Below are 22,085 nucleotides of genomic sequence, written 5' to 3'. Positions count from 1 at the left end.
GTGTCTCGTGAGGATGTGGGCCGGTGTCGCGGGTCAGAAGCGGCCGCCGCCGCGTCGGGAACGGGTGCCGCCGCCGCCGAAGCTGCCGGCGCTGCGTGAGCGACCGGAGCCGCCGCCGAACATGCCGCCGCTCGATCCTCCGCCGCCGAACATGCCGCCACCGGAACGAGACCCGCCGCCGCCGAGGACGGAGTTGATCAGGATGCCGCCGAGGACGGCACCGAGCATCCCGTTGCCACCCTGCTGACCCTGGCCGCCACCGAACATGCCGTCGAGTCCGCCCGCCGACCGGCTCTGGAACTGCCCGAGGTCGGCCTGGGCGAGCTGCACCGCCTGACTCGCGAGCGAGTTCGCACGCTGGGCGAGGGAGAGCGCCTGCGTCGGGTCGGTGGCAGCGAGGCCCTGGGCCTGCACGAGGGTGCGGCCGGCCTCGGCGAGGCGCGTCCGGGCCTCCGGGCCGACGGCTCCGCGCCGCGAGACGATGAAGTCCTCTGCAGCCGACACCTGCGCGCCCGCCGTCTGCAGGGTCTGCCCGAGGGCGGCTGCGGCGCGTTGTCGCTGCTCCGCCGCGGTGCGCACCCCTTGGAGCGCGCCGTCGATCTGCGTGTTCGCCGCGTCCAAGCGGGCGAGGAGGGCGATCGGGTTGTTCGGTGCGCCGAGCGCGCCGCGCACCTGGGAGACCGTCGCGGTGGTGCTCGCGACCGCCGCGGCGAGGGTGCCGGTCGGGTCCGGTTGGCCGCCAGCCGCGGCGACGTCTCCGTCCAACTCGGCCAGACGGGCGGCGAGGTGCTGCTCGGCGGTCGTCAGGTCGGCCTGCAGCCGCTTCACGGCCCCGGTGAGCTGAGTGGCCTGGTCGAGCGCTTCCTCAGCGGCTCGGATGCCGACGGCAGCCTCGCCCGAGTCTCCGGCGGTGAGCCGTGCAGCTGCGTCGGAGATCGCCGCGGTGGCGAAGGCGAGTCGCTCGGTCGCTTGCGCCGGGTTGTCGATCACGGTGATGAGCGCGTCGGGGCTGTAGCGCGTCTGCAGGGCGTGCACCGCGTCTTGCGCGGCCGCCACCGTCGGTCCGGCCGCAGCCGCCCTGGCTCGCAGCTCCTCGACCGCGGCGGGTGCGTTCTTCTCGAGCGCGCGGAGCTCGTCGAATGAGGCGGCCTGTTCGTCGAGCACGTGGTTCGCGTGCTCGCAGAGCCGGATGATCTGGAGGTTCCAGTCGCGTTGTTGCTGCTCCGTGTCCGGCTCGGCGTCGTCGAGCCGCTGCTTGAGTGCGAAGGCCTGCGAGAGGTCGTCCTTCGCTCCGGCGAGCGCGGCGGTGAACGCCGCCGTGGCCGGTTCGCCGTAGGAGGCGGTCGCGAAGCCGAGCTCCTCCTCGCTCGTCCGGACGGCGTCGTCGGTCTGGACGAGCGCACTGCCGGCGAGTCGTTCGAGCTCGGGGATCGGGGCGGTGGTCAGCGGGTCGACCGGGGCCCCCTGCCGGCCCACGGTCACCGCGCCGTCGCCGTTCGCAGCGCGGCGTCGACGGAGGAAGACGACCAGGAGGACGACGGCCACGACGGCCACGACCACGATCAGCAGGATGGTCAGCCACCCGGCCGAGCCCCCTGAGCCGCCACCGGTGCCTCCGATCGACCCGCCGCCGACGGCGGCACCCAGGCCTTCGGCGGCAGCGACGCCCGCCCCGGCCCAGTTCTCGTCACGCAGCTGCGGCAGGACGCGCTGCTGCTCGATCTCGGTCAGCTGATCGCCGCTCACCGGTCCGCTGGAGTCGCCGGAGAGGTAGTAGGCGCGGTCCTCGGTCGCCACGGCCAGCAGGTACTGGTTCGGTCCGAGGTTGTTGTCCTTCGCGGTCTGGTTCGCCCAGGACTCGGCGTCACCCGGGTCGGTGAAGGTCGGCACGTAGACCACCCAGAGGTCGACGCCGTGATCCGCGGCCAGATCGTCGACGGCCGTCGTGACCTCGGTGACCTCGCCGCTGCTGAGGACGCCCGCGCTGTCGGAGACGCGGCCGGCCCCGAGCTGCACCGGGCTCTCCGCCCAGGCGGCGGTGGCTCCTGCTCCGAGGAGCACGGCCACGCAGAACGCCCAGATCGATACCGCCCAGCGAACCCGCATCGGCCACCTCGTCACTCGTTCGGACCTTGGAGCCCCACCCCGCGGCTCGGTTCCGAGTCTAGGTCCGGGCCCTCGACATCTCTACAGCGGGCTCTCAGCGACTGCACCGAACCGGAGCTGTGCTATACGACGGTGGCGGGGCTTCGCCGACACCGACCGTGACGCTGTCACCGACCGTGACGCACTCTGTTACCGACCGTGACGTGGCCGCTCGCGCGAGGGCATCCGCCCGGCGAGACTGGTGGAGTCACGTCACGGAACCCCTGGAAGGAGCATCATGCAAGGACACGTCTCACCCATGCTGGCGCTCGTCGAGGTCACCCGGTTCCGTGAGGACGACCAGGCGTACCACGAGTACGTGCAGATCCTCGTCGGACGGACCATCGCCGCCGCCGAACGGGCCGGCTGGCGCGTGACCCGGTTGGCCGCGCACGACCTCGGCACCGATGCGCTCCTCGCCTCGACCGACGGGGCCTCCGCCGTCGTCATCATGGGCGGAGCCGACATCGATCCCGCCCAGTACGGCGGCACCACCGGCTACCGTGCCGAAGGCCAGCACTTCCCCGGGGCCGACCGCGCCCAGCTCGCGGTCGCCCGCCGCGCCGCCGAGCGGGGCACACCGCTGCTCGGGATCTGCCGCGGTCACCAGATCATCAACGTCGCCCTCGGTGGGACGCTCGTGCAGGACCTCGGTGAGCACAGCGCCCACCGTAACGAGGGTGTCCCGGTCGATGAGAGCATGACCCCGCACGAGGTCGAGCTCGACCCCTCGAGTGCCCTCGCGTTCCGACTCGGCGCCCGTCACCTCCAGGTGCAGAGCGCCCACCACCAGTCGGTCGGTGAACTCGGCGAAGGCCTCCGCGCCGTCGCCTGGGCCTCCGACGGCACCGTCGAGGCGATCGAGCACCGCACCCTGCCGATCACCGGCGTGCAGTGGCACCCGGAGGACCCGGGCACCGTGGACGACCAGCTCGGGCTCCTGCTCGGCGGTCTCGCCCGTGAGGCCGAGCGCGCCGCAGCCTAGTCGGGGCGTGTCTCCGCACCGGGCGGCCTCCCCTGCCTGGAGACCCTCCCGCTGCAGCGACCACCGCTCGACCTGTCCCCGACTCAGGACGGCGTCGGCGTGTCGAGCCCGGATTGCGGCGTGTCGGCCGCGCCACGCCGAGGCCGTCCTGAGAAAGGTCGGAGGGTTGGTTAGCGTTGACGGGTGTTCGAAGACAGGTACGGTCAGGACGTCCTCGCGGGGGACTGGCGGAAGAAGAACCGCGTGGTGGCCCGCGAAGTCGAGGCGGTGACCGACCTCGTGGTCGAGGAACTGGGCGGCTTCTGCGGCGCGATCACGCGCGTCGAGGCGAAGACGGTCGAGCTCGAGGACTACCGCGGCAAGCGGCGCGTGTTCCCCATGGGGGCTGGGTTCCTCCTCGAGGGTGAGCCCGTCGTCCTCGTCGTGCCGAAGCGCGCACCGACCGGGCGGGCGCGCACCGCCTCCGGCTCCTTCGCGGTGGAGACGACCGCTCGGGTGGCTCGCGCGAGCCGGATCTTCGTCGAGGGCCGCCACGACGCGGAACTCGTCGAGCGGGTCTGGGGCGACGACCTCCGCGTGGAGGGCGTCGTCGTCGAATACCTCGCGGGCGTCGACCACCTCGACGCCGCGCTCGCCGAGTTCCGGCCGGGCCCCGACCGTCGTGTCGGCGTCCTCGTCGACCATCTGGTCCCCGGCTCGAAGGAGCAGCGCATCGCCGACGCCGTCATGGCCGGACCGAACGGCCGGAACGTCCTCATCGTCGGGCACCCGTACGTCGACGTCTGGCAGGCCGTGAAGCCCGCCAGGGTCGGCTTGCGCGAGTGGCCGACCATCCCTCGATCCATCGAGTGGAAGAAGGGCATCTGCCAGGCGTTCGGCTGGCCGCACGACTCGCAGGCCGACATCGCCCGTGCCTGGAAGCGCATCCTCGGTCAGGTCCGGACCTTCAACGACCTCGAGCCGGAGCTCCTCGGTCGCGTCGAGCAGCTCATCGACTTCGTCACCGTCGACTGAGCCGTTCTTCGGTTGCGCCAGCGCGGTGCGCTGACGTCACCGCGGGGCACAGCCGCGAGCGCGCCCCTCTGGAGACCCGCGCTCACGCGCGCGGGCCGCGCCCGCGCCGATTCGGGCGGGTTCGCGTGAGCGCACCGCGTTGGCGGAAGGCCCCAGCGCGCAGAGACCCGCGCTCGCGTCAGCGCACCGCGCTGGCCGAAGGGTTCCGTGCGCAGAGACCCGCGCTCGCGTCAGCGCACCGCGCTGGCGACCTGACCCAGGGCCTCCTCGAGGACGGACACCGCGTCGCGGAGGAGCTCGTCGGACATGACCGCGCTCGGGAGGAGTCGCAGCACCGAGTCCCAGGAGCCGGCGTCGAGCACGAGCACGCCCTGGGCGATCGCCGCGTCGATGACGGTCTGCAGTGCCGTGGGGTGCGGCTGCTTCGTGCCGGGGACGACCAACTCGACGCCGGCCATCGCACCGATGATCCGGACCTCGCCGACGATGTCGAAGCGCTCGGCCCAGTCACCCATGAGCGATCGCAGGGTCGCCTCCACCCGACGGGCCTCGCCCAGCAGGTCCTCCCGCTCGATGACCTCGAACGTCGCGAGCGCGGCCGCCGTGGACACCGGGTTGCCGCCGAAGGTGCCGCCGATCCCACCGGGCTGGACGGCGTCCATGATCTCGGCACGCCCGGTCACGGCCGACAGCGGGAAGCCCCCGGCGATGCCCTTGGCGCTCGTGATGAGATCGGGCACGACACCGTGGTGCTCGATCGAGTACCAGGCACCCGTGCGTCCGATGCCGGCCTGGATCTCGTCGGCGACGAACACGATCCCGTTCTCGGTGCACCACTCGCTGATTCGGGCGAAGTAGCCGGGCGCGGGGATGACGATGCCGCCGTCGCCGAGGACCGGTTCGGCGAAGAACGCGGCGACCTCGCTGGCTCCGATGTGCCGCTCGATGTAGTCGATCGTCACCTCGGCCGCCTCCGGTCCGTCGAGTCCGTCGCGGAAGGGGTAGGAGAGCGGGACGCTGTAGATCTCACCCGGGAACGGGCCGAACCCGAGGCGCTCGGGCGACGGCCGGTAGGTCATCGCCATCGTCAGGTTCGTGCGTCCGTGGAAGGCGTGGTCGAGGGCGACGATCGCGCGACGGCCGGTGTACTTCTTCGCGATCTTCACCGCGTTCTCGACGGCCTCGGCACCGGAGTTCAGGAGGATCGAGCGCTTCTCGAAATCGCCCGGTGTGATCTCGGACAGCTTCTCCGCGACCCGCAGGTAGTTCTCGTACGGCGTCACCGTGAAGAGCGTGTGTGTGAGCTTCGTCGCCTGCTCGGCCGCTGCTGCGGCGACATCGGGGTTGGCGTGCCCGATGGTCGTCACGCCGATGCCCGTTCCGAGGTCGATGATGTGGTTGCCGTCGACGTCCACGAGGATGCCGCCGGAGCCGTGGTCCATCCACACCGGCGCGAGGTTGCCGGCACCGCGCGACACCGCCCGGCGGCGCCGTTCCGTGAGGGCGAGCGATCGGGGGCCGGGGATGGCGGTCACGAGCTGGCGTTCCTGGGGCACGGAGTAGTCGATGGTCATGCAGGCCATGGTAGGCGCGCGTCCTCCGAGGATGCCGGGGGCCGACGGAGCGTCGCCGACGGTTCCACGACATCTGGCGGTTGACTGGTGTTCACCAACCGTCCATGCGCGCTGCCTACCGTTGGCGGCGCTGAACAGCCGGACGACAGGGGATCGCGTATGGACGCCGACACCAGCACCGCCCTCCTCATCGAGCGGCAGCCCGCGCTGCTCGGCGGCGTGCGCGCACCGGCCGAACGCACCCTTCTCGAGGTCCTCCGTGACGTCGCCGCGTCGCACCCCGAGGCCTCGGCGATCGAGGATGCGGAGGGGGCGCTCAGCTACCGCGAGCTCGTCCTCAGTGCCGAGCGGGTCGCGGCCGGGCTGTTCGCCGCCGGGGTCCGCCGCGGTGACCGGGTCGGTGTCCGGATCGCCTCGGGCACCCGCGACCTCTACCTCGGGATCCTCGGGATCCTGTTCACCGGAGCGGCCTACGTCCCCGTCGACGCCGACGACCCGGAGGAGCGGGCACGACTCGTGTTCGGCGAGGCGGCCGTCGTCGGCGTCCTGGTCGACGGCGGTGTCTTCGAGCGCGCGCGCCGCGGAACGGAGGACCCGGCCGATGACGGTGCAGACCCCGAGCGGGTGCAGCTCGCGACGGGCGCGGCGCCCCACCCGGGCACCCGGGCGATCCCGGTCCTCGAACCACCGCGACTCGACGACGACTCCTGGATCATCTTCACCTCCGGCTCGACGGGCACGCCCAAGGGCGTCGCCGTCTCGCACCGCTCCGCCGCCGCGTTCGTCGACGCCGAGGCGAGGATCTTCCTCCAGGCGGAACCCCTCGGCCCCGGTGATCGTGTGCTGGCCGGCCTGTCCGTCGCCTTCGACGCGTCCTGCGAGGAGATGTGGCTCGCCTGGGGACACGGCGCGTGCCTGGTCCCGGCGCCGCGCTCGCTCGTCCGCAGCGGCATGGACCTCGGCCCCTGGCTCACCGCGAAGGGCATCACCGTGGTCTCGACGGTGCCCACGCTGGCGGCGATGTGGCCCGCCGAATCCCTCGAGAACATCCGCATGCTCATCTTCGGCGGCGAGGCCTGCCCGCCGGAGCTCGCCGCCCGGCTGGCCGTGGACGGCCGCGAGGTCTGGAACACCTACGGACCCACCGAGGCCACCGTCGTCGCCTGCGCCGCGCTGTTGACCGGCGAGCAGCCCGTGCGCATCGGACTGCCGCTCGACGGCTGGGACCTCGCCGTGGTCGACGCCGAGGGCGTCCCGGTCGAGGAGGGCGGCGTCGGCGAGCTCATCATCGGCGGCGTCGGACTCGCCCGGTATCTCGACCCCACCAAGGACGCCGAACGGTATGCGCCCATGCCGAGCATCGGGTGGTCGCGGGCGTATCGGAGCGGCGACCTCGTCCGCTACGAGGCCGCAGGACTCGTGTTCCAGGGGCGCGCGGACGACCAGGTGAAGATCGGCGGTCGGCGCGTGGAACTCGGGGAGATCGAGGCCGCCTTGCAGGCGCTGCCGGGCGTCTCGGGTGCGGCAGCAGCCGTCCAGCGCACCGCCGCCGGGAACGCCGTCCTCGTGGGGTACCTCGCGGTGCCCGACCGCGACGGGTTCTCCGTCGAGCGGGCGCTCGGCACCCTCCGTGAGCAGCTCCCGGCACCGCTCGTCCCGCTCCTCGCGGTCGTCGGAGAGCTGCCCACCCGCACCTCCGGCAAGGTCGACCGGGCCGCGCTGCCGTGGCCGCTCGACGCCGCCGACGGGGAGGACGCCTCGACCCTGTCGGGCACCGCCGCGTGGCTCGCCGAGCAGTGGACCGCCGTCCTCGGTGTCCGGGTCACGGCCGAGAGTGACAACTTCTTCAGCCTCGGCGGCGGGAGCCTGGCGGCCGCGCAGCTCGTCTCGCTCATCCGCACCCGAGACGCCGAGTTCACGGTCGCTGACATCTACGGCCACCCCCGACTCGGCGCGATGGCCGCCGAACTCGACGGCCGACGCCCCGAGCGCCGCAGCCGGGCGGCCGTCGCGGACCCCGTGCTCCCGACGCCGCTCGCGACCCAGTGGGCGCAGACCCTCCTGGGTGTCCCGCTCCTCATCCTCGTCGGACTCCGGTGGCTCGTGTACCTGCTCGCCGGCAGCCGGGTCCTCGGTCTCGTCGCGGACGTCCCGTACCTCCCCATGGTCTCCTGGTGGTGGATCGCCCTCGGGTTCCTCGTGGTCATCACCCCGATCGGACGCATGGCGATCTCCGTGATCGCGGCGAAGCTCCTCCTCGTCGGCGTCCGCCCGGGCGACTACCCGCGTGGTGGCTCGGTCCATGTGCGACTCTGGCTCGCCGAACGCGTCGCCGACACGGTCGGCGCGGTGAGTCTCGCCGGAGCCCCCTGGATCTCGAGCTACGCCAGGGCGCTCGGCGCGAAGATCGGTGCCGACGCAGACCTCCACAGCGTGCCGCCGGTCACCGGGTTCCTCACCGTCGGGGCGCGTGCGTCGATCGAGCCCGAGGTCGACCTCCGCGGCTACTGGGTCGACGGCGACACGCTCCGGCTCGGCCACGTCCACATCGGCGCGGAGAGCACGGTCGGCGCTCGCAGCACCCTGCTCGCCGGCACCCGGATCGGGAAGCGCGCGGAGATCGCTCCAGGATCGTCCGTCTTCGGCCGCGTCCCCTCCGGACACCTGTGGTCGGGGTCGCCTGCCGTCCGCGTCGGCAAGGCGAAACCGGTCTGGCCGACCGAACGACCCCCGCGGCGTCGACGCTGGCTGCTCGCGTACGGCGCGGGATCGGCACTGCTGTCGGTGCTGCCGTTCCTCGCCTTCGTGCTGGCGGCGGCGGTCGTGGCGGCCGGTGCCTCGGGTGCGACCAGCCTGCTCGAGTTCTCCTGGCGCGCGCTCCTCTGGGTGCCCGTCGCCACCCTCGTATGGTTCGTCGTCCTGGCGATCAGCACGATCGGCCTGGTCCGGCTGCTCGGACTCGGTCTCAGCGAGGGCTACTTCCCGGTGCGCAGTCGGGTCGGTTGGCAGGTCTGGGCCACGGAACGGCTCCTGGACGCCGCGCGCACCCTCCTCTTCCCGCTCTACGCGAGCCTCTTCACGCCCGTCTGGCTCCGCCTGCTCGGGGCGAAGGTCGGGCGCAACGTGGAGGCGTCGACGGTCCTCCTCCTCCCGCGGATGACGACCGTCGGCGACGGCGCCTTCCTCGCGGACGACACGATGGTGGCCTCCTACGAGCTCGGCGGCGGGTGGATGCGGATCGCCGGCGCGTCCGTCGGCAAGCGCGCCTTCCTCGGCAACTCGGGCATGGCGGGCCCCGGCATGCACGTTCCGAAGAACGGGCTCGTCGCCGTGCTGTCGGCCGCGCCGCGGAAGGCCAAGTCCGGCTCGTCCTGGCTCGGGAGCCCGCCGATGCGACTCCGGCGGCAGGTGTCCGACGCCGATCTCGACCGCACCTACGACCCGCCGCTCCGGCTCCGGATCGCCCGTGCGCTGTGGGAGCTCTGCCGCATCGTCCCCGTCATGGTCACGTCCGGCATCGCGCTCCTGGTGCTCCTCACGCTCGCCTGGTTCGCCGACACCTGGGGTCTCGGCGTCGCGATCGCCGTCAGCGGTGCCGTGCTCCTGGCCGCCGGCGCGGTCGCGGCGGGGATCACGACCGTCGCCAAGTGGGTCATCGTCGGCCCGATCCGCACGGGGGAGCACCCGCTCTGGTCCTCGTTCATCTGGCGCAACGAGGTGTCCGACACCTTCGTCGAGATGGTCGCGGCGCCCTGGTTCGCGGCACCCGCCACCGGCACCCCCGCCCTCACCTGGTGGTTGCGCTCGCTCGGTGCCCGGATCGGTCGTGGGGTCTGGTGCGAGAGCTATTGGCTGCCGGAGGCCGACCTCGTCCGACTCGGCGACGGCGCGACGGTCAACCGGGGCTGCGTTGTGCAAACGCACCTGTTCCATGATCGAATCATGAGTATGGATCAGGTCGAACTCGCATCGGGCGCCACGCTCGGGCCGCACAGCGTCATCCTCCCCGGAGCGCGGATCGACGACGACGCGACGGTCGGACCGGCCTCGCTCGTCATGCGCGGAGAACGCGTCCCGGCGGGCACCCGGTGGAGCGGCAACCCGATCGGCCCGTGGCGCGAGGTGACGACGGCGGAGTACCGGGAGCCCCAGGTCGCGTCCTGATGGGGGAGGCTCTCGCCCGTCTGCGGAGCGCAGGCGACTCCTACACGCCCTCCAGCGGGAATCGTGGCTACCGCGTCGTCCGGTATGAGCTGGAGCTCGACTACGACGTCGACCGCAACGCCCTGTCCGGGACGGCTCGACTCACCGCCGTCGCGACGGAGGAGCTCACGCGGTTCTCGCTCGACCTCGCGGCGTTGCGCGTCACCCGTGTCCAGGTCGACGGGGTCGAGGCGAAGCGGACGCACGGCTCGGGCAAGCTCACACTGACGCCCCGGAACACCATCGCAGACGGCGCCGAGTTCTCCGTGCTCGTCCGGTACTCGGGTGCGCCCCGTCCCGTGCGCAGCCCCTGGGGCGAGATCGGCTGGGAGGAACTCGAGGACGGCGTCATCGTGGCGTCCCAGCCGTGCGGCGCTTCCAGTTGGTTCCCCTGCAACGACCACCCCTCGGACAAGTCCTCCTATCGGATCAGTGTCACGGCGTCGTCGGCGTACACGGTCGTCGCCCCCGGGGAATTGGTGTCGCGGGTCGCGCGCGCGAGCCGGACCACGTGGGTCTACGAGCAGCCTGAACCGATGGCCGCCTACCTCGCGACGGTGCAGATCGGCCGCTACCAGCGGCTCGCCGTCAGCGCTCGGGTCGCGACGACCACGGTGCCGGTCGTCGCGCACCTGCCGCGCGACCTCACCGCGCGGTTCCGACACGACTTCGCCGACCAGGTCGACATGCTGGCGTGCTTCGAGCGCGCCTTCGGCCCCTACCCCTTCGGCAGCTACGGCGTCGTCGTCACCGACGACGTGCTGGAGATCCCCCTCGAGGCGCAGGGGATGAGCGTGTTCGGCCGCAACCACGTCGACGGCGTCAGTGGTTCGGAGCGGTTGATCGCGCACGAGCTCGCCCACCAGTGGTTCGGGAACAGCCTGACGATCGCCGCCTGGCGCGACATCTGGTTGCACGAGGGCTTCGCCTGCTACGCCGAGTGGCTGTGGTCGGAGGAATCGGGGGCCGAGACCGCCGACGCCTGTGCCCGGGCACACTACGCGGCGCTCCGACGGGCGCCGCAGGACCTCGTCGTCGGCGACCCGGGCCCCGCGGACATGTTCGACGACCAGGTCTACAAGCGGGGCGCGATCGCCCTGCACGCCGTGCGCCGACTGCTCGGCGACGAGGCGTTCTTCGACCTCCTGCGTGACTGGGTGGCGTCCTTCCGGCACTCGAGCGTGTCGACGGACGACTTCATCCGGACGGCCGATCGACATGCACCGGCACCGGTCGAGCCGCTCCTCGACGCGTGGCTCTTCCAGGAGGCGCTCCCGCCGTTCCCCGTGGGCTGAACCGGGTCAGGGGAGGAGGAGGGCCGTCGTGACGACGAATCCCGGCGCGGGCTCCGGGTGGTCGATGACGAAGCGGTGGCCCGCGGTCTCGGTGACGTGTGGTGCGGCATCCTGCCCGAGGTCGATCGTCGCGGGATCGGTCGTGAGGCCTGTACCGAGAGCCTTCGTCACGGCCTCCTTCGCCGTCCAGCGCTCGGCGAGCGCCCGGAGGCGTCGTCGGTCCGGCAGTCGCTGCCACCGCTCCCGTTCCGCGGGGGTGAGGGCGACGTCCTCGACGCCGGCGAACCGGGCCGCGTCGAGCCGTTCGACGTCGACACCGACGGGGTGCTCGATCGACACCGCCACAGCGGAGGCGTCGGCGGTGTGGGAGAGGCTCACGTGGATGGTCCGGCCACCCGTGCGCACCCGTGGTCGTCCGTGCGCCAGCCCGCAGTCGGGGCAGACCGCCGTGACCTCGATCCGCTCGGGGTCGGTGCCGATCGTCTCCGCGACGGTGCGCACGAGCAGTGCGCGACCGAACAGGAACCGGCGGGCCGCCGATTCTGGCGAGGCGTCGAGGCGTTGACGGGCTGGTGCGTCCAGCCGGGCCGCCGTGCCGACGAGGTCGAGCTCAGCGGCACTGGCCCAGCGCAGGAAGCGGACCGTCGGCTGCGGGAGGCGATCGGCTCGGTGCATGGCCCCCGCGTCCCGGAGTCGGAGCGATGCGAAGTAGGACCTCGCGAGATGGTGATGGTGCCCTCGACTGGATTCGAACCAGCGACTTCTTCCTCCGGAGGGAAGCGCTCTTCCGCTGAGCTACGAAGGCGGAACGTCTCCAAGCTACCAGAGTCGGGACCCACGCCGGTACCGGAGGCGTGCGGGATCCGCGTCGTTCATCACATGGAACAATGAGGGCATGCAGCGCACCCTGACCGCGTCGCTCGATCTGCGGGTGCACGATCGAGCCGACCTCATCTTCTCCATCGCTGCAGCCGGCGGCACCCCGCTGGCGAGCGAGCGACTGCAGGTGCACTCCTCGGACGGCCCGTGCGCCGTCACCGAGATCGTGGGTCCGGACGACACGCGACTCCACCGCGTCATCGCCGAGCCAGGCCGGTTGCAGGTCGACTACGAGGCGGTGGTGGTCGGGCAGGCCGTGCCGCGTCCCGTGGACGCCTTGGAGACCGTGACCTATCTCCGTCCCAGCCGGTACTGCGAGTCGGACGCGCTGTTCTCGCTCGCGCGTTCCGAGCTCGGCTACCTGCTCGAGCACCGTCGCCTGCACGAGGACGGCACGGTGTCCGGCGGTCTGCAGGTGCTGCCATGGGTGGCCGCCTGGGTCGGACGACACCTCTCCTACGTCTCCGGCTCCACGACCGTGTCGGACAGTGCGGTGTCGACCCTGGCCGCGGGCCGTGGCGTGTGCCGGGACTTCGCGCACCTGACCATCGCGATGCTGCGGGCGCTCGACATCCCGGCCCGGTACGCTGCGGTCTACGCCCCGGGTCTCGTCCCCATGGACTTCCACGCGGTGGCCGAGGGCTTCGTCGACGGCGCCTGGCACGTGGTCGACGCGACGGGCCTGGCACCGCGCCAGTCGCTCGTCCGCATCGCCACCGGACGCGACGCCGCGGACGTGGCCTGGTTGAGCAACCACCACGGCAACGTGACCGTCGAGGACATGCGGATCGACGCCCTGATCGACGTCCTGCCCGCCGACGACCCTGCGCAGGCGGTCGTGCTCGCCTGACGGTCGCCCCCGAGGACCCACCGTGTCGCCGGCGCGACGCGCCCGGGTAGAATCGCTCCTCGTGACTCCTGAAGACCTCGCCTCCGCCCTGCACGCCATCGTCGTTCCGATCGTCGAACGACGACGCGAGGCGGCGGGTATCACCGACGAGGTCGCGGTGTCGGTGGACGACGTGGTGCTGGAGCGCCCGAAGAACCGCGATCACGGTGACTGGGCGTGCAACATCGCGATGAAGCTCGCGAAGCGGGTGGGCGCGAACCCACGCGAGCTCGCGCAGGAGTTCGCCGACGCGCTCGTGCAGGTCGACGGCGTCGCCTCGGTCGAGGTCGCCGGACCCGGGTTCATCAACGTGCGCCTCGACGCCGCTGCCGCGGGTGCGCTCGCGAAGGTGATCGTCGACGCCGGCGACGCGTTCGGTCGCAACGACAGCCTCGCCGGTCAGACCATCAACATCGAGTTCGTCTCGGCCAACCCGACCGGCCCGCTCCACATCGGCCACACGCGCTGGGCCGCGCTCGGCGACTCCCTGGCTCGCGTCCTCAGCGCGTCCGGCGCGACGCTCGTCAGCGAGTACTACATCAACGACGCCGGCAACCAGATGGACACCTTCGCGGACTCGATCCTCGCCGCGGCCAAGGGGGAGCCGACGCCTGAGGGCGGCTATCCCGGGGCGTACATCGGCGACCTCGCGAAGACCGTGCTGGCCGAGATCCCCGACCTCCTCGAGCGTCCGGACGCCCGCGAGGTTGCGCGGGAGCGCGCCTACGCCCTGCAGCTCGGCGAGATCCGTGCGTCGCTCGAGCGCTTCAACGTCCATTTCGACGTCTGGTTCAGCGAGCGCACGCTGCACGCGACGGGCGAGGACGGCACGAGCCTCATCGACCAGGCCGTGGACCGGCTGCGCGAGCAGGGGCACGTGTTCGACGAGGAGGGCGCCGTCTGGGTGCGCACGACGGACTTCGGCGACGACAAGAACCGCGTCATCCGTCGCTCCAACGGCGTCTACACCTACTTCGCCGCCGACGCGGCGTACTACCTGAACAAGGGCGACCGCGGCTTCCAGCACAAGATCTACCTGCTCGGCGCCGACCACCACGGGTACGTCCACCGGCTGAAGGCCCTCGCGGGCGCGGCCGGAGACGACCCGGACCGCGACATCGAGGTGCTCATCGGGCAGCTCGTGAGCGTGAACGGCGCCCGACTCTCCAAGCGGGCCGGCAACATCATCGAGCTGGACGACCTGCAGGCCTGGATCGGGACCGACGCCCTGCGGTACTCGCTCGGTCGCTACCCGGCCGATTCGCCGTTGGCCCTCGACCCGGAGCAGCTCCGCAGCCGGACGAACGACAACCCCGTCTTCTACGTCCAGTACGCACACGCCCGCACGAACTCGGTGGCGCGGAACGCCGCATCCGCCGGGGTCGACCGTAGCGCCTTCGCACCGGAGCTGCTCGTCCACGAGACGGAGTCGGCGCTCCTCGGCGTCCTCCAGGAGTTCCCGCGGATCGTCGCGCAGGCCGCACAGCTGCGCGAGCCGCACCGTGTGGCCCGACACCTGGAGGAGACCGCGAGCCTGTACCACAAGTGGTACGACAGCTGCCGGGTCGTCCCGATGGGGGAGGAGCCGGTCACCGACCTGCACCGCACGCGCCTCTGGCTGAACGACGCGACCGGCACCGTCATCCGCAACGGGCTGGCGCTCCTCGGCGTCTCCGCGCCGGAGCGCATGTAGCTTCCCCGCAGCAGGAGATCCGCGCGAGCGCAGGACGGTTCCTCGGGAACGGTCCTGCGCTCGCGCCGTCCTCCCGCCGGCGCGTCCACGGAGACGGTGGTTCGCTACCCTCGGAACATGAGTGAGCAGCAACCGTCGGGCAAGCGCAGGCGTCCGTGGCTTCCGATCGTCATCGTCGTCGGGGTGCTCGTCGTCCTGGTCGGCGCCTTCCTGATCGCCGACACGATCGTGCGCGGCGTCGCCGAGGAGCGCGTCGCGACGCAGATCGAGCAGAGCCTGCCCGACAACGTCGACGCGGACGTAGCCGTGTCGATCGGCGGTGCCTCGGTCATCGCCCAGTACCTCACCGGAACGTTCGAGCACGTCGACCTGCGTGCACCGGACGCGAGCGTCGACGGCATCCCGCTGGACCTCCGCGTCAGTGCCGACCGGGTCCCCCTCGACCCGGAGCAGACCATCGGTCGGGTGGTGGCGACCATCAGGATCGATGCTGCCGGAGCGGCGGACCTCGCAAAGACGGCCGGGCTCCCGGGAACGCTCACCCTCGGCGACGACGAGATCGGGTACGCGGGTGAGGCGACCGTCCTCGGGTTCACGATCCCGTACGACTTCTCCGTGGCGCCGACCACCACGGCCGACCGCGTGAACCTCATGCCGACGTCCGTGAACGTCGACACCGGCCTCCTCGGTGTGATCGACCTTCGGGCGCTCGTGACCGGGTTCCTGCAGGGCGACCCGCCGAGCATCTGCGTCGCCCAGTACCTGCCGGAGGGGGTCGACCTCGACGGACTCGCGGTGACGCCGGAGGCGGCGACCGCCACCCTGACGTCGACGACGCTCCGCCTCGACGAGGCGTCGCTGCAGACGCTCGGCAGCTGCGACTGACGCTCCTCCCTCCACCCGGCGGCGGAGGGGCGCGGGCCACCCGACGTCACGATGCTGCACGGGCACGCGCGTCTCGCTAGACTTTCCACACACCCACTGCTCCGACCGGGCGGTGAGGTGTGCCGTCGGGCCCTCGGGCCCGTGTTCCACCTCAGTCGTTCCAACCGAGCGACGATGGATGCGGACGACCGGGATCACCAACCACCGGGCCGTACGCATCCACCTTCTTCGGTGCTCTACAAATCGGTGCTTCAGGGGCCAAACCGGGTCCGCTCGCCCAACGAGAACCTCCTTTTCCGCTCAACAGGACTCAGGACACCCCCGTGGCCAGAAACCCCCTCGCCCCCGACTGGCTCGCCGAGCCCGTCGATCCGAACGCGCTCGATCCGGCCGTGTGGCCGGCCTCGGCCGCCCGCGACGCCGACGGCCGCCTGCAGCTCGGCGGCGTCGACGTCCGCACGCTCCAGGAGCGCTTCGGCACGCCGCTCTACGTCGTCGACGAGGACGATGCGCGTGCCCGCGCCCGCACGCTGAGGGAGGCATTCGAGCGCGAGGCGGCCGCCCGCGGCACGAGTGTCGCCGTCTACTACGCGGGGAAGGCGTTCCTCTCGGTCGAGGTCGCGCGGTGGATGACGGCGGAGGGCCTCCGCATCGACATCTGCAGCGGCGGAGAGCTCGCCGTCGCACTCGCCGCCGGAACCGATCCGGCCCAGCTGGGCTTCCACGGCAACAACAAGTCGGTCGCGGAGATCGAGCGAGCCGTGGGCGTCGGGATCGGTGCCATCGTGCTCGACAGCCTCACCGAGATCGACCGCGTCGCCGCAGCGGCCGAGCGCGCCGGCCGGGTCCAGTCGGTGCGCCTGCGCGTGAACAGCGGCGTCCACGCCCACACGCACGAGTACCTCGCGACCGCCCACGAGGACCAGAAGTTCGGCCTGCCGCTCGAGGACGCCGCCGACGCCGTCGCGCGCATCCGGTCGCACGCCTCGCTCGACTTCCTCGGACTCCACTGTCACATCGGCTCGCAGATCTTCGGGTCCGACGGGTTCGCCGAATCCGCCGCCCGCCTGCTCGCCGTGCACGCGCGCCTGCTCGAGGGCGGCCCCGTGCCCGAGCTCAACCTCGGTGGCGGCTTCGGCATCGCCTACACCAGCGCCGACGACCCGACGCCGATCGAGCGGCTCGCGGCGGACATCCTCGCCGGTGTCCAGGCTGCGGCAGACCTCCACGGCGTCCGGATCCCGAAGCTCGCCTTCGAACCGGGACGCGCGATCATCGGCGGCGCCGGCATCACGCTCTACGAGGTCGGCACGATCAAGGACGTCGTGGTCGCCTGGAACGACGAGGGTGAGACGGCCGTCCGACGCTACGTCAGCGTCGACGGTGGAATGAGCGACAACGCCCGGCCGTCGCTGTACGGCGCGGACTACACGGTCCGGATCGCCGATCGCGTGAGCGACGCGTCCCCCGCGCTCGTCCGGATCGCCGGCAAGCACTGCGAGTCGGGCGACATCGTCGTGAACGCCGACTACCTGCCGGCGGACGTCCGCGACGGCGACCTCCTGGTCGTCCCCGCGACCGGGGCCTACTGCTGGTCCCTCGCGAGCAACTACAACTACCTCGGTCGCCCGGCCGTCGTCGCCGTGTCGGGTGGCGCGGCCCGCGTCATCGTGCGGGGCGAGACCGAGCACGACCTCCTCAGCCGCGATGCGGGATTGGACACGGAATGATCGAATACCGCGGACTGAAGGTCGCCCTGCTGGGCGCCGGATCGGTGGGCTCGCAGGTGGCGCGTCTGCTGCTCGAGCACGCCGACGAACTGGCGTCCCGCGCCGGAGCGAGCCTCGAGCTCATCGGCATCGCCGTGCGCGACGTCGACGCACCTCGCGACGTCGACCTGCCGAAGGAGCTGTACACGACCGATGCCGAGCAGCTCATCCTGAGCGCCGACATCGTGATCGAACTCATCGGCGGCATCGAGCCGGCGCGCAGCCACATCCTGCAGGCCATCAACGCCGGTGCCGACATCGTCACCGCCAACAAGGCGCTGCTCGCGACGCACGGCCCTGAACTGTTCGACGCCGCTGAGCAGGTCGGCGCCCAGCTGTACTACGAGGCGGCCGTCGCCGCGGCGATCCCGATCATCCGGCCCCTGCGGGAGAGCCTCGCAGGCGACCGCATCAACCGGGTGCTCGGCATCGTCAACGGCAGCACGAACTACATGCTCGACCGGATGGACCGCTTCGGCGACACGATGGAGGACGCGGCAGCCGTCGCGAGCGAGCTCGGGTACCTCGAGGCCGACCCGACCCTCGACGTCGAGGGGTACGACGCGGCGCAGAAGGCGACCATCCTGGCGAGTCTCGCCTTCCACACCACCGTCCCCGTCGAGGCCGTCCACCGTGAGGGCATCACCGGGATCACGAAGGCGCAGGTCGACCTCGCACGCAGCGAGGGCTATGTCATCAAGCTGCTCGCGATCGCGGAGCGGATCGTCGACGAGACCACCGGCGAGGAGGGCCTGTCCGCCCGCGTCTACCCGGCGCTCATCGGTCGGGAGCACCCGCTGGCCGCGGTGCACGGCGGGAACAACGCCGTCTTCGTGGAGGCCGAGAACGCCGGTTCCCTGATGTTCTACGGCGCCGGCGCCGGCGGCAAGGAGACCGCCTCAGCGGTGCTCGGCGACCTCGTCTCAGCCGCCCGTCGTCACGTCGCCGGTGGCCCCGGTGTCGGTGAGTCCACGCACGCCGACCTGCCGGTCCTCGAGATCGGCCGCGTCACGACGCGGTACCAGGTCACCCTCGAGGTCGCCGACGAACCCGGCGTGCTCGCCGCGGTCGCGGGGATCCTCAGCGACGGCGGCGTCTCGGTCGAGACCTTCCAGCAGTCCGTGGCATCCTCGGACGGGACGCTGTCGACCGCTACCCTGGTCATCGGCACCCACCGGGCGCTCGAATCGGCCCTCGCGGCCACCGTCGAGCAGCTCGCCTCGAACGCCCACGTCGAGCGGGTCGTGTCCGTGCTCCGGGTCGAAGGAGCCGAGTAGGTGCCGAACCGCACGACCACCGACCGCGTCACTCGACGACCTCTCACCAGATTGCAGGCATCCCTATGAGTCACACCGAACCGCTTGCGATCGGACGCACCGTCACCGTGAAGGTGCCGGCGACCACCGCCAACCTCGGCCCCGGCTTCGACACGCTCGGTCTGGCGCTCGCCCTGTACGACGAGCTGACCGTCACGGTCCGCGAGGAGCCGGGCGTGTTCGTGGAGGTCATCGGTGTCGGCGCCGGCGAGGTGCCGACCGACGCGTCCAACCTCGTGATCACCGCGATCGCACACGCCCTGCGTGCCTACGGCCACGACCTCCCCGGTCTCGACGTCGTCGCGCGGAACGTCATCCCGCACGGCCGCGGCCTCGGTTCCTCGGGCGCCGCGATCGTCTCCGGCATCATGGCGGCGAAGGGGCTCCTCGAGGGTCGGGTCGAGCTCGGTCCGGACGACCTCCTCCGGCTCGCGACGGAGATGGAAGGTCACCCCGACAACGTCGCTCCGGCGCTGTTCGGCGGCCTGACGATCGCGTGGACGACGGACGACGGCCCGCAGCACAAGAAGCTCATCGTGCACCGCGGGGTCTCGCCGCTCGTGCTCGTCCCCGAGCACACGATGTCCACGGAACTCGCCCGCAGCCTCCAGCCCGCCAACGTGCCGCACGCCGACGCGGCGTTCAACGTGTCCCGTTCGGCGCTCCTCGTCGCCGCCCTCACGCAGAGCCCCGAGCTCCTGCTCGCAGCCACCGAGGACCGCCTCCACCAGAGCTACCGCGCCGCCGCGATGCCCGAGACGAACACCCTCATCACGCTGTTGCGTGAGCACGGCTTCGCCGCCGTCGTGTCCGGCGCCGGCCCGTCGATCCTCGTCCTCGCGGACGATCCCGGACGACGCCTCGAAGCCACCGCGCTGGTCGCCGAGCACGCCACCACCCCGTGGCAGTCGCTCATGCTCGCGGTCGACTTCAAGGGTGCTACAGTGGGAGGGCACCCGGCCCACCCCGCCTCTTCGGCGTAACCGGCTTCCGGGGCAATTCCGCACAATCATCGCTTTCGCACCAATTGATCGCGTCTGTTCGGGTCCCACCGTGTTTCCATCCTGCTGAGCTGCGCTCCGCCGGGTCGTCGCACCGGGCTATCCGCACAGGCTCTGCGTCGTGTGAACATCACCCACCCGCCGCACAGGATTCCGGTGCGATCGCCGCCTGCGCGAGACAGCTCTGTCTCGACGCAAGGGAAGGAAGACACACGTGACAGACGTCAACGAAGGCGCCTCAGGCGTCTCGCTGGATGCCGACCCGAAGACGCTCAAGGTCGCCGACCTGCAGCGTCTCGCCGCTGCTCTCGGAGTGGCCGGAGCCTCCAAGCTCCGCAAGGGCGAGCTGGTCGAAGCCATCCAGAACATCCAGAACAGCACCGACACCGACACCGACGCCGCGGCCACCGAGACCGCCGACGTGATCGAGTCGGTCTCCGCGCTCGAAGTCGCGCCGGAGGCACCGGTGCAGTCCAAGCTGCCCGAGCTCGACCTCGCTCTCGACCAGGCCTTCGGTGCCGAGAAGGCGGCTCCGCCGGCGCGACGCAAGTCCCGCCGGGCCACGACGGCCACCGTCGCCCCGAACGCGACCCCGATCGTCGGCGCCCCCGTCGTCGAGGCTCCGGCTGCGCCGGCTGCCGCACCCGCCGCGGTCGAGGCCGAGGCACCGTCCGCTCCCGTCGAAGCGGCTCCCGCCGAGCAGTCCGATGACGCCGCCGCGACCGCTGCATCGCAGAGCGCCGACGAGACGACCCCCGAGCAGACGCCGAGGCGTTCGCGCGGCAACCGCCGTGGTCGCGGACGCGATCGCGACCGCAACGCCGACGACGCCGAGCAGAACACGGCTGAGCAGGGTACCGGCGAGCAGGCCGGCGGCGAGCAGAACCGCGCCGCACAGAACGCCTCCGAGCAGGACTCGAACGACGACGCCGCCAACACGGACGCCGATGACACCCAGGACGGCGAGCAGCAGGACGGCCAGTCGTCCGGCGGACGTCGCGGTCGTGGCCGAGGCCGCAACCAGAACAACGGTGGCCAGAACAACGGCAACCAGAACAACGGTGGCCAGAACGCCGACGCCGGCCAGAAGGCCGACGCCAAGCAGGAGCAGCAGGGGCAGAACCGCGGCAACCAGGGCGGTCAGGGCAACCAGGGCGCACCGGGCGACGAGTCCGAGGGTCGTGGCGGCCGCAGCCGCTACCGCGACCGCAAGCGTCGCGGATCCGTGCAGAACGACGACGTCGAGCCCGAGATCGCCGAGGACGACGTCCTCATCCCGGTCGCCGGCATCCTCGACGTCCTCGACAACTACGCCTTCGTGCGCACCTCCGGCTACCTCCCGGGCACCAACGACGTCTACGTCTCGCTCGGCCAGGTGAAGAAGTACCACCTGCGCAAGGGCGACGCCGTCGTCGGAGCCATCCGTCAGCCGCGCGACAACGACAGCAGCAGCCGCCAGAAGTACAACGCGATCGTCAAGGTCGACTCCGTCAACGGCCTGTCCGTCGACGAGGCCGGCGCCCGCGTCGAGTTCGGCAAGCTGACCCCGCTGTACCCGCAGGAGCGCCTCCGGCTCGAGACGGAGCAGACGAAGCTCACGCAGCGCATCATCGACCTCGTCGCACCGATCGGCAAGGGCCAGCGCGGCCTGATCGTCGCCCCGCCGAAGGCCGGGAAGACCATCGTCCTGCAGCAGATCGCCAACGCGATCTCGATCAACAACCCTGAGGTCCACCTCATGGTCGTGCTGGTCGACGAGCGTCCCGAAGAGGTCACCGACATGCAGCGCACGGTGAAGGGTGAGGTCATCGCCTCCACCTTCGACCGTCCGGCCGAGGACCACACGACGGTCGCCGAACTCGCGATCGAGCGCGCCAAGCGTCTCGTCGAGCTCGGCCACGACGTCGTCGTGCTGCTCGACTCGATCACGCGTCTCGGTCGCGCCTACAACCTGGCCGCACCCGCCTCGGGTCGGATCCTCTCCGGTGGTGTCGACGCCGCGGCGCTGTACCCGCCGAAGCGCTTCTTCGGTGCCGCTCGCAACATCGAGAACGGCGGATCCCTCACCATCCTCGCGACCGCGCTCGTCGAGACCGGTTCCAAGATGGACGAGGTCATCTTCGAGGAGTTCAAGGGCACCGGCAACTCGGAGCTCCGGCTCTCGCGCCAGCTCGCCGACAAGCGGATCTTCCCGGCCGTGGACGTCAATGCGTCCTCGACCCGCCGCGAGGAGATGCTGCTCGCCCCCGACGAGGTCAAGGTCACCTGGAAGCTGCGTCGTGCCCTCGCCGGCCTCGACCAGCAGCAGGCCCTTGAGGTCGTCCTCGGCAAGCTGAAGGAGACCACGTCCAACGTGGAGTTCCTCGTCCAGATGCAGAAGTCGATGCCCGCACCGACCTCGCACAGCCACGGACACGAGAACAACCACCGCTAGCGG

14 protein-coding genes and 1 tRNA gene are annotated in these 22,085 nt (G+C 71.4%); 11 read left to right on the top strand and 4 right to left on the bottom strand.

The window, feature by feature from the left end; translation table 11 throughout:
- Positions 1-33 precede the first annotated feature (33 nt).
- Positions 34-2,106, bottom strand: a complete 2,073-nt coding sequence (locus tag CCK91_RS10520) for a TPM domain-containing protein (protein ID WP_086473974.1) — start codon at positions 2,104-2,106, stop codon at positions 34-36.
- Between the two features lie 277 nt (positions 2,107-2,383).
- On the opposite strand from CCK91_RS10520, the gene CCK91_RS10515 reads away from it, so the two are divergent.
- Both CCK91_RS10515 and CCK91_RS10510 read left to right on the top strand, forming a co-directional pair.
- Positions 2,384-3,130, top strand: a complete 747-nt coding sequence (locus CCK91_RS10515; protein WP_086473973.1) for a gamma-glutamyl-gamma-aminobutyrate hydrolase family protein — start codon at positions 2,384-2,386, stop codon at positions 3,128-3,130.
- 183 nt (positions 3,131-3,313) lie between these two features.
- Complete coding sequence (locus CCK91_RS10510) at positions 3,314-4,144, top strand: DUF3097 domain-containing protein (protein ID WP_071262446.1); 831 nt, start codon at positions 3,314-3,316, stop codon at positions 4,142-4,144.
- Between the two features lie 230 nt (positions 4,145-4,374).
- Here the strand turns inward: CCK91_RS10510 and CCK91_RS10505 are convergent, their stop codons facing one another.
- Entirely contained in the window at positions 4,375-5,718 is a 1,344-nt protein-coding gene (locus tag CCK91_RS10505; RefSeq protein ID WP_369821890.1) for an aminotransferase class III-fold pyridoxal phosphate-dependent enzyme, read from the bottom strand.
- Between the two features lie 159 nt (positions 5,719-5,877).
- Between CCK91_RS10505 and CCK91_RS10500 the strand changes: the two genes are divergently transcribed.
- Entirely contained in the window at positions 5,878-9,882 is a 4,005-nt protein-coding gene (locus CCK91_RS10500; protein ID WP_086473971.1) for a Pls/PosA family non-ribosomal peptide synthetase, read from the top strand.
- Entirely contained in the window at positions 9,882-11,216 is a 1,335-nt protein-coding gene (locus CCK91_RS10495; RefSeq protein WP_086473970.1) for a M1 family metallopeptidase, read from the top strand. The genes CCK91_RS10500 and CCK91_RS10495 overlap by 1 nt, the downstream gene beginning before the upstream one ends.
- Before the next feature lie 6 nt (positions 11,217-11,222).
- On the opposite strand, the gene CCK91_RS10490 is transcribed toward CCK91_RS10495, so the two are convergent.
- The gene (locus CCK91_RS10490) at positions 11,223-11,891 is read right to left on the bottom strand and encodes a 4'-phosphopantetheinyl transferase family protein (RefSeq protein ID WP_086473969.1); all 669 of its coding nucleotides are present in this window, start codon (positions 11,889-11,891) and stop codon (positions 11,223-11,225) included.
- A 55-nt stretch (positions 11,892-11,946) separates the two neighbouring features.
- A tRNA-Arg gene (locus tag CCK91_RS10485) sits at positions 11,947-12,021 on the bottom strand.
- Between the two features lie 90 nt (positions 12,022-12,111).
- On the opposite strand from CCK91_RS10485, the gene CCK91_RS10480 reads away from it, so the two are divergent.
- From CCK91_RS10480 to rho, 7 genes are all read left to right on the top strand, one after another.
- Entirely contained in the window at positions 12,112-12,945 is an 834-nt protein-coding gene (locus CCK91_RS10480) for a transglutaminase-like domain-containing protein (protein WP_086473968.1), read from the top strand.
- Between the two features lie 61 nt (positions 12,946-13,006).
- Positions 13,007-14,677 carry an arginine--tRNA ligase gene (locus tag CCK91_RS10475; RefSeq protein WP_064295369.1) on the top strand — a complete coding sequence of 557 codons (1,671 nt, stop codon included), beginning with the start codon at positions 13,007-13,009 and terminating at the stop codon, positions 14,675-14,677.
- Positions 14,678-14,794: 117 nt separating this feature from the next.
- Positions 14,795-15,562 carry an LmeA family phospholipid-binding protein gene (locus CCK91_RS10470; protein WP_086473967.1) on the top strand — a complete coding sequence of 256 codons (768 nt, stop codon included), beginning with the start codon at positions 14,795-14,797 and terminating at the stop codon, positions 15,560-15,562.
- Positions 15,563-15,885: 323 nt separating this feature from the next.
- Entirely contained in the window at positions 15,886-17,292 is a 1,407-nt protein-coding gene (lysA, locus tag CCK91_RS10465) for a diaminopimelate decarboxylase (protein WP_086473966.1), read from the top strand.
- Positions 17,289-18,608, top strand: a complete 1,320-nt coding sequence (locus CCK91_RS10460; RefSeq protein ID WP_079002763.1) for a homoserine dehydrogenase — start codon at positions 17,289-17,291, stop codon at positions 18,606-18,608. The genes lysA and CCK91_RS10460 overlap by 4 nt, the downstream gene beginning before the upstream one ends.
- Before the next feature lie 65 nt (positions 18,609-18,673).
- Positions 18,674-19,630 (top strand): homoserine kinase, encoded by a 957-nt coding sequence (gene thrB / locus CCK91_RS10455; protein ID WP_071262436.1) that lies wholly within the window; start codon positions 18,674-18,676, stop codon positions 19,628-19,630.
- Positions 19,631-19,862: 232 nt separating this feature from the next.
- Positions 19,863-22,082, top strand: a complete 2,220-nt coding sequence (gene rho, locus CCK91_RS10450; RefSeq protein WP_086473965.1) for a transcription termination factor Rho — start codon at positions 19,863-19,865, stop codon at positions 22,080-22,082.
- Positions 22,083-22,085 lie beyond the last annotated feature (3 nt).

Source organism: Plantibacter elymi (nom. nud.), from assembly GCF_900177795.1.
GTDB classification, from domain to species: Bacteria; Actinomycetota; Actinomycetes; order Actinomycetales; family Microbacteriaceae; genus Plantibacter; species Plantibacter elymi.
This window is presented reverse-complemented; position numbering and strand designations above follow the sequence as displayed.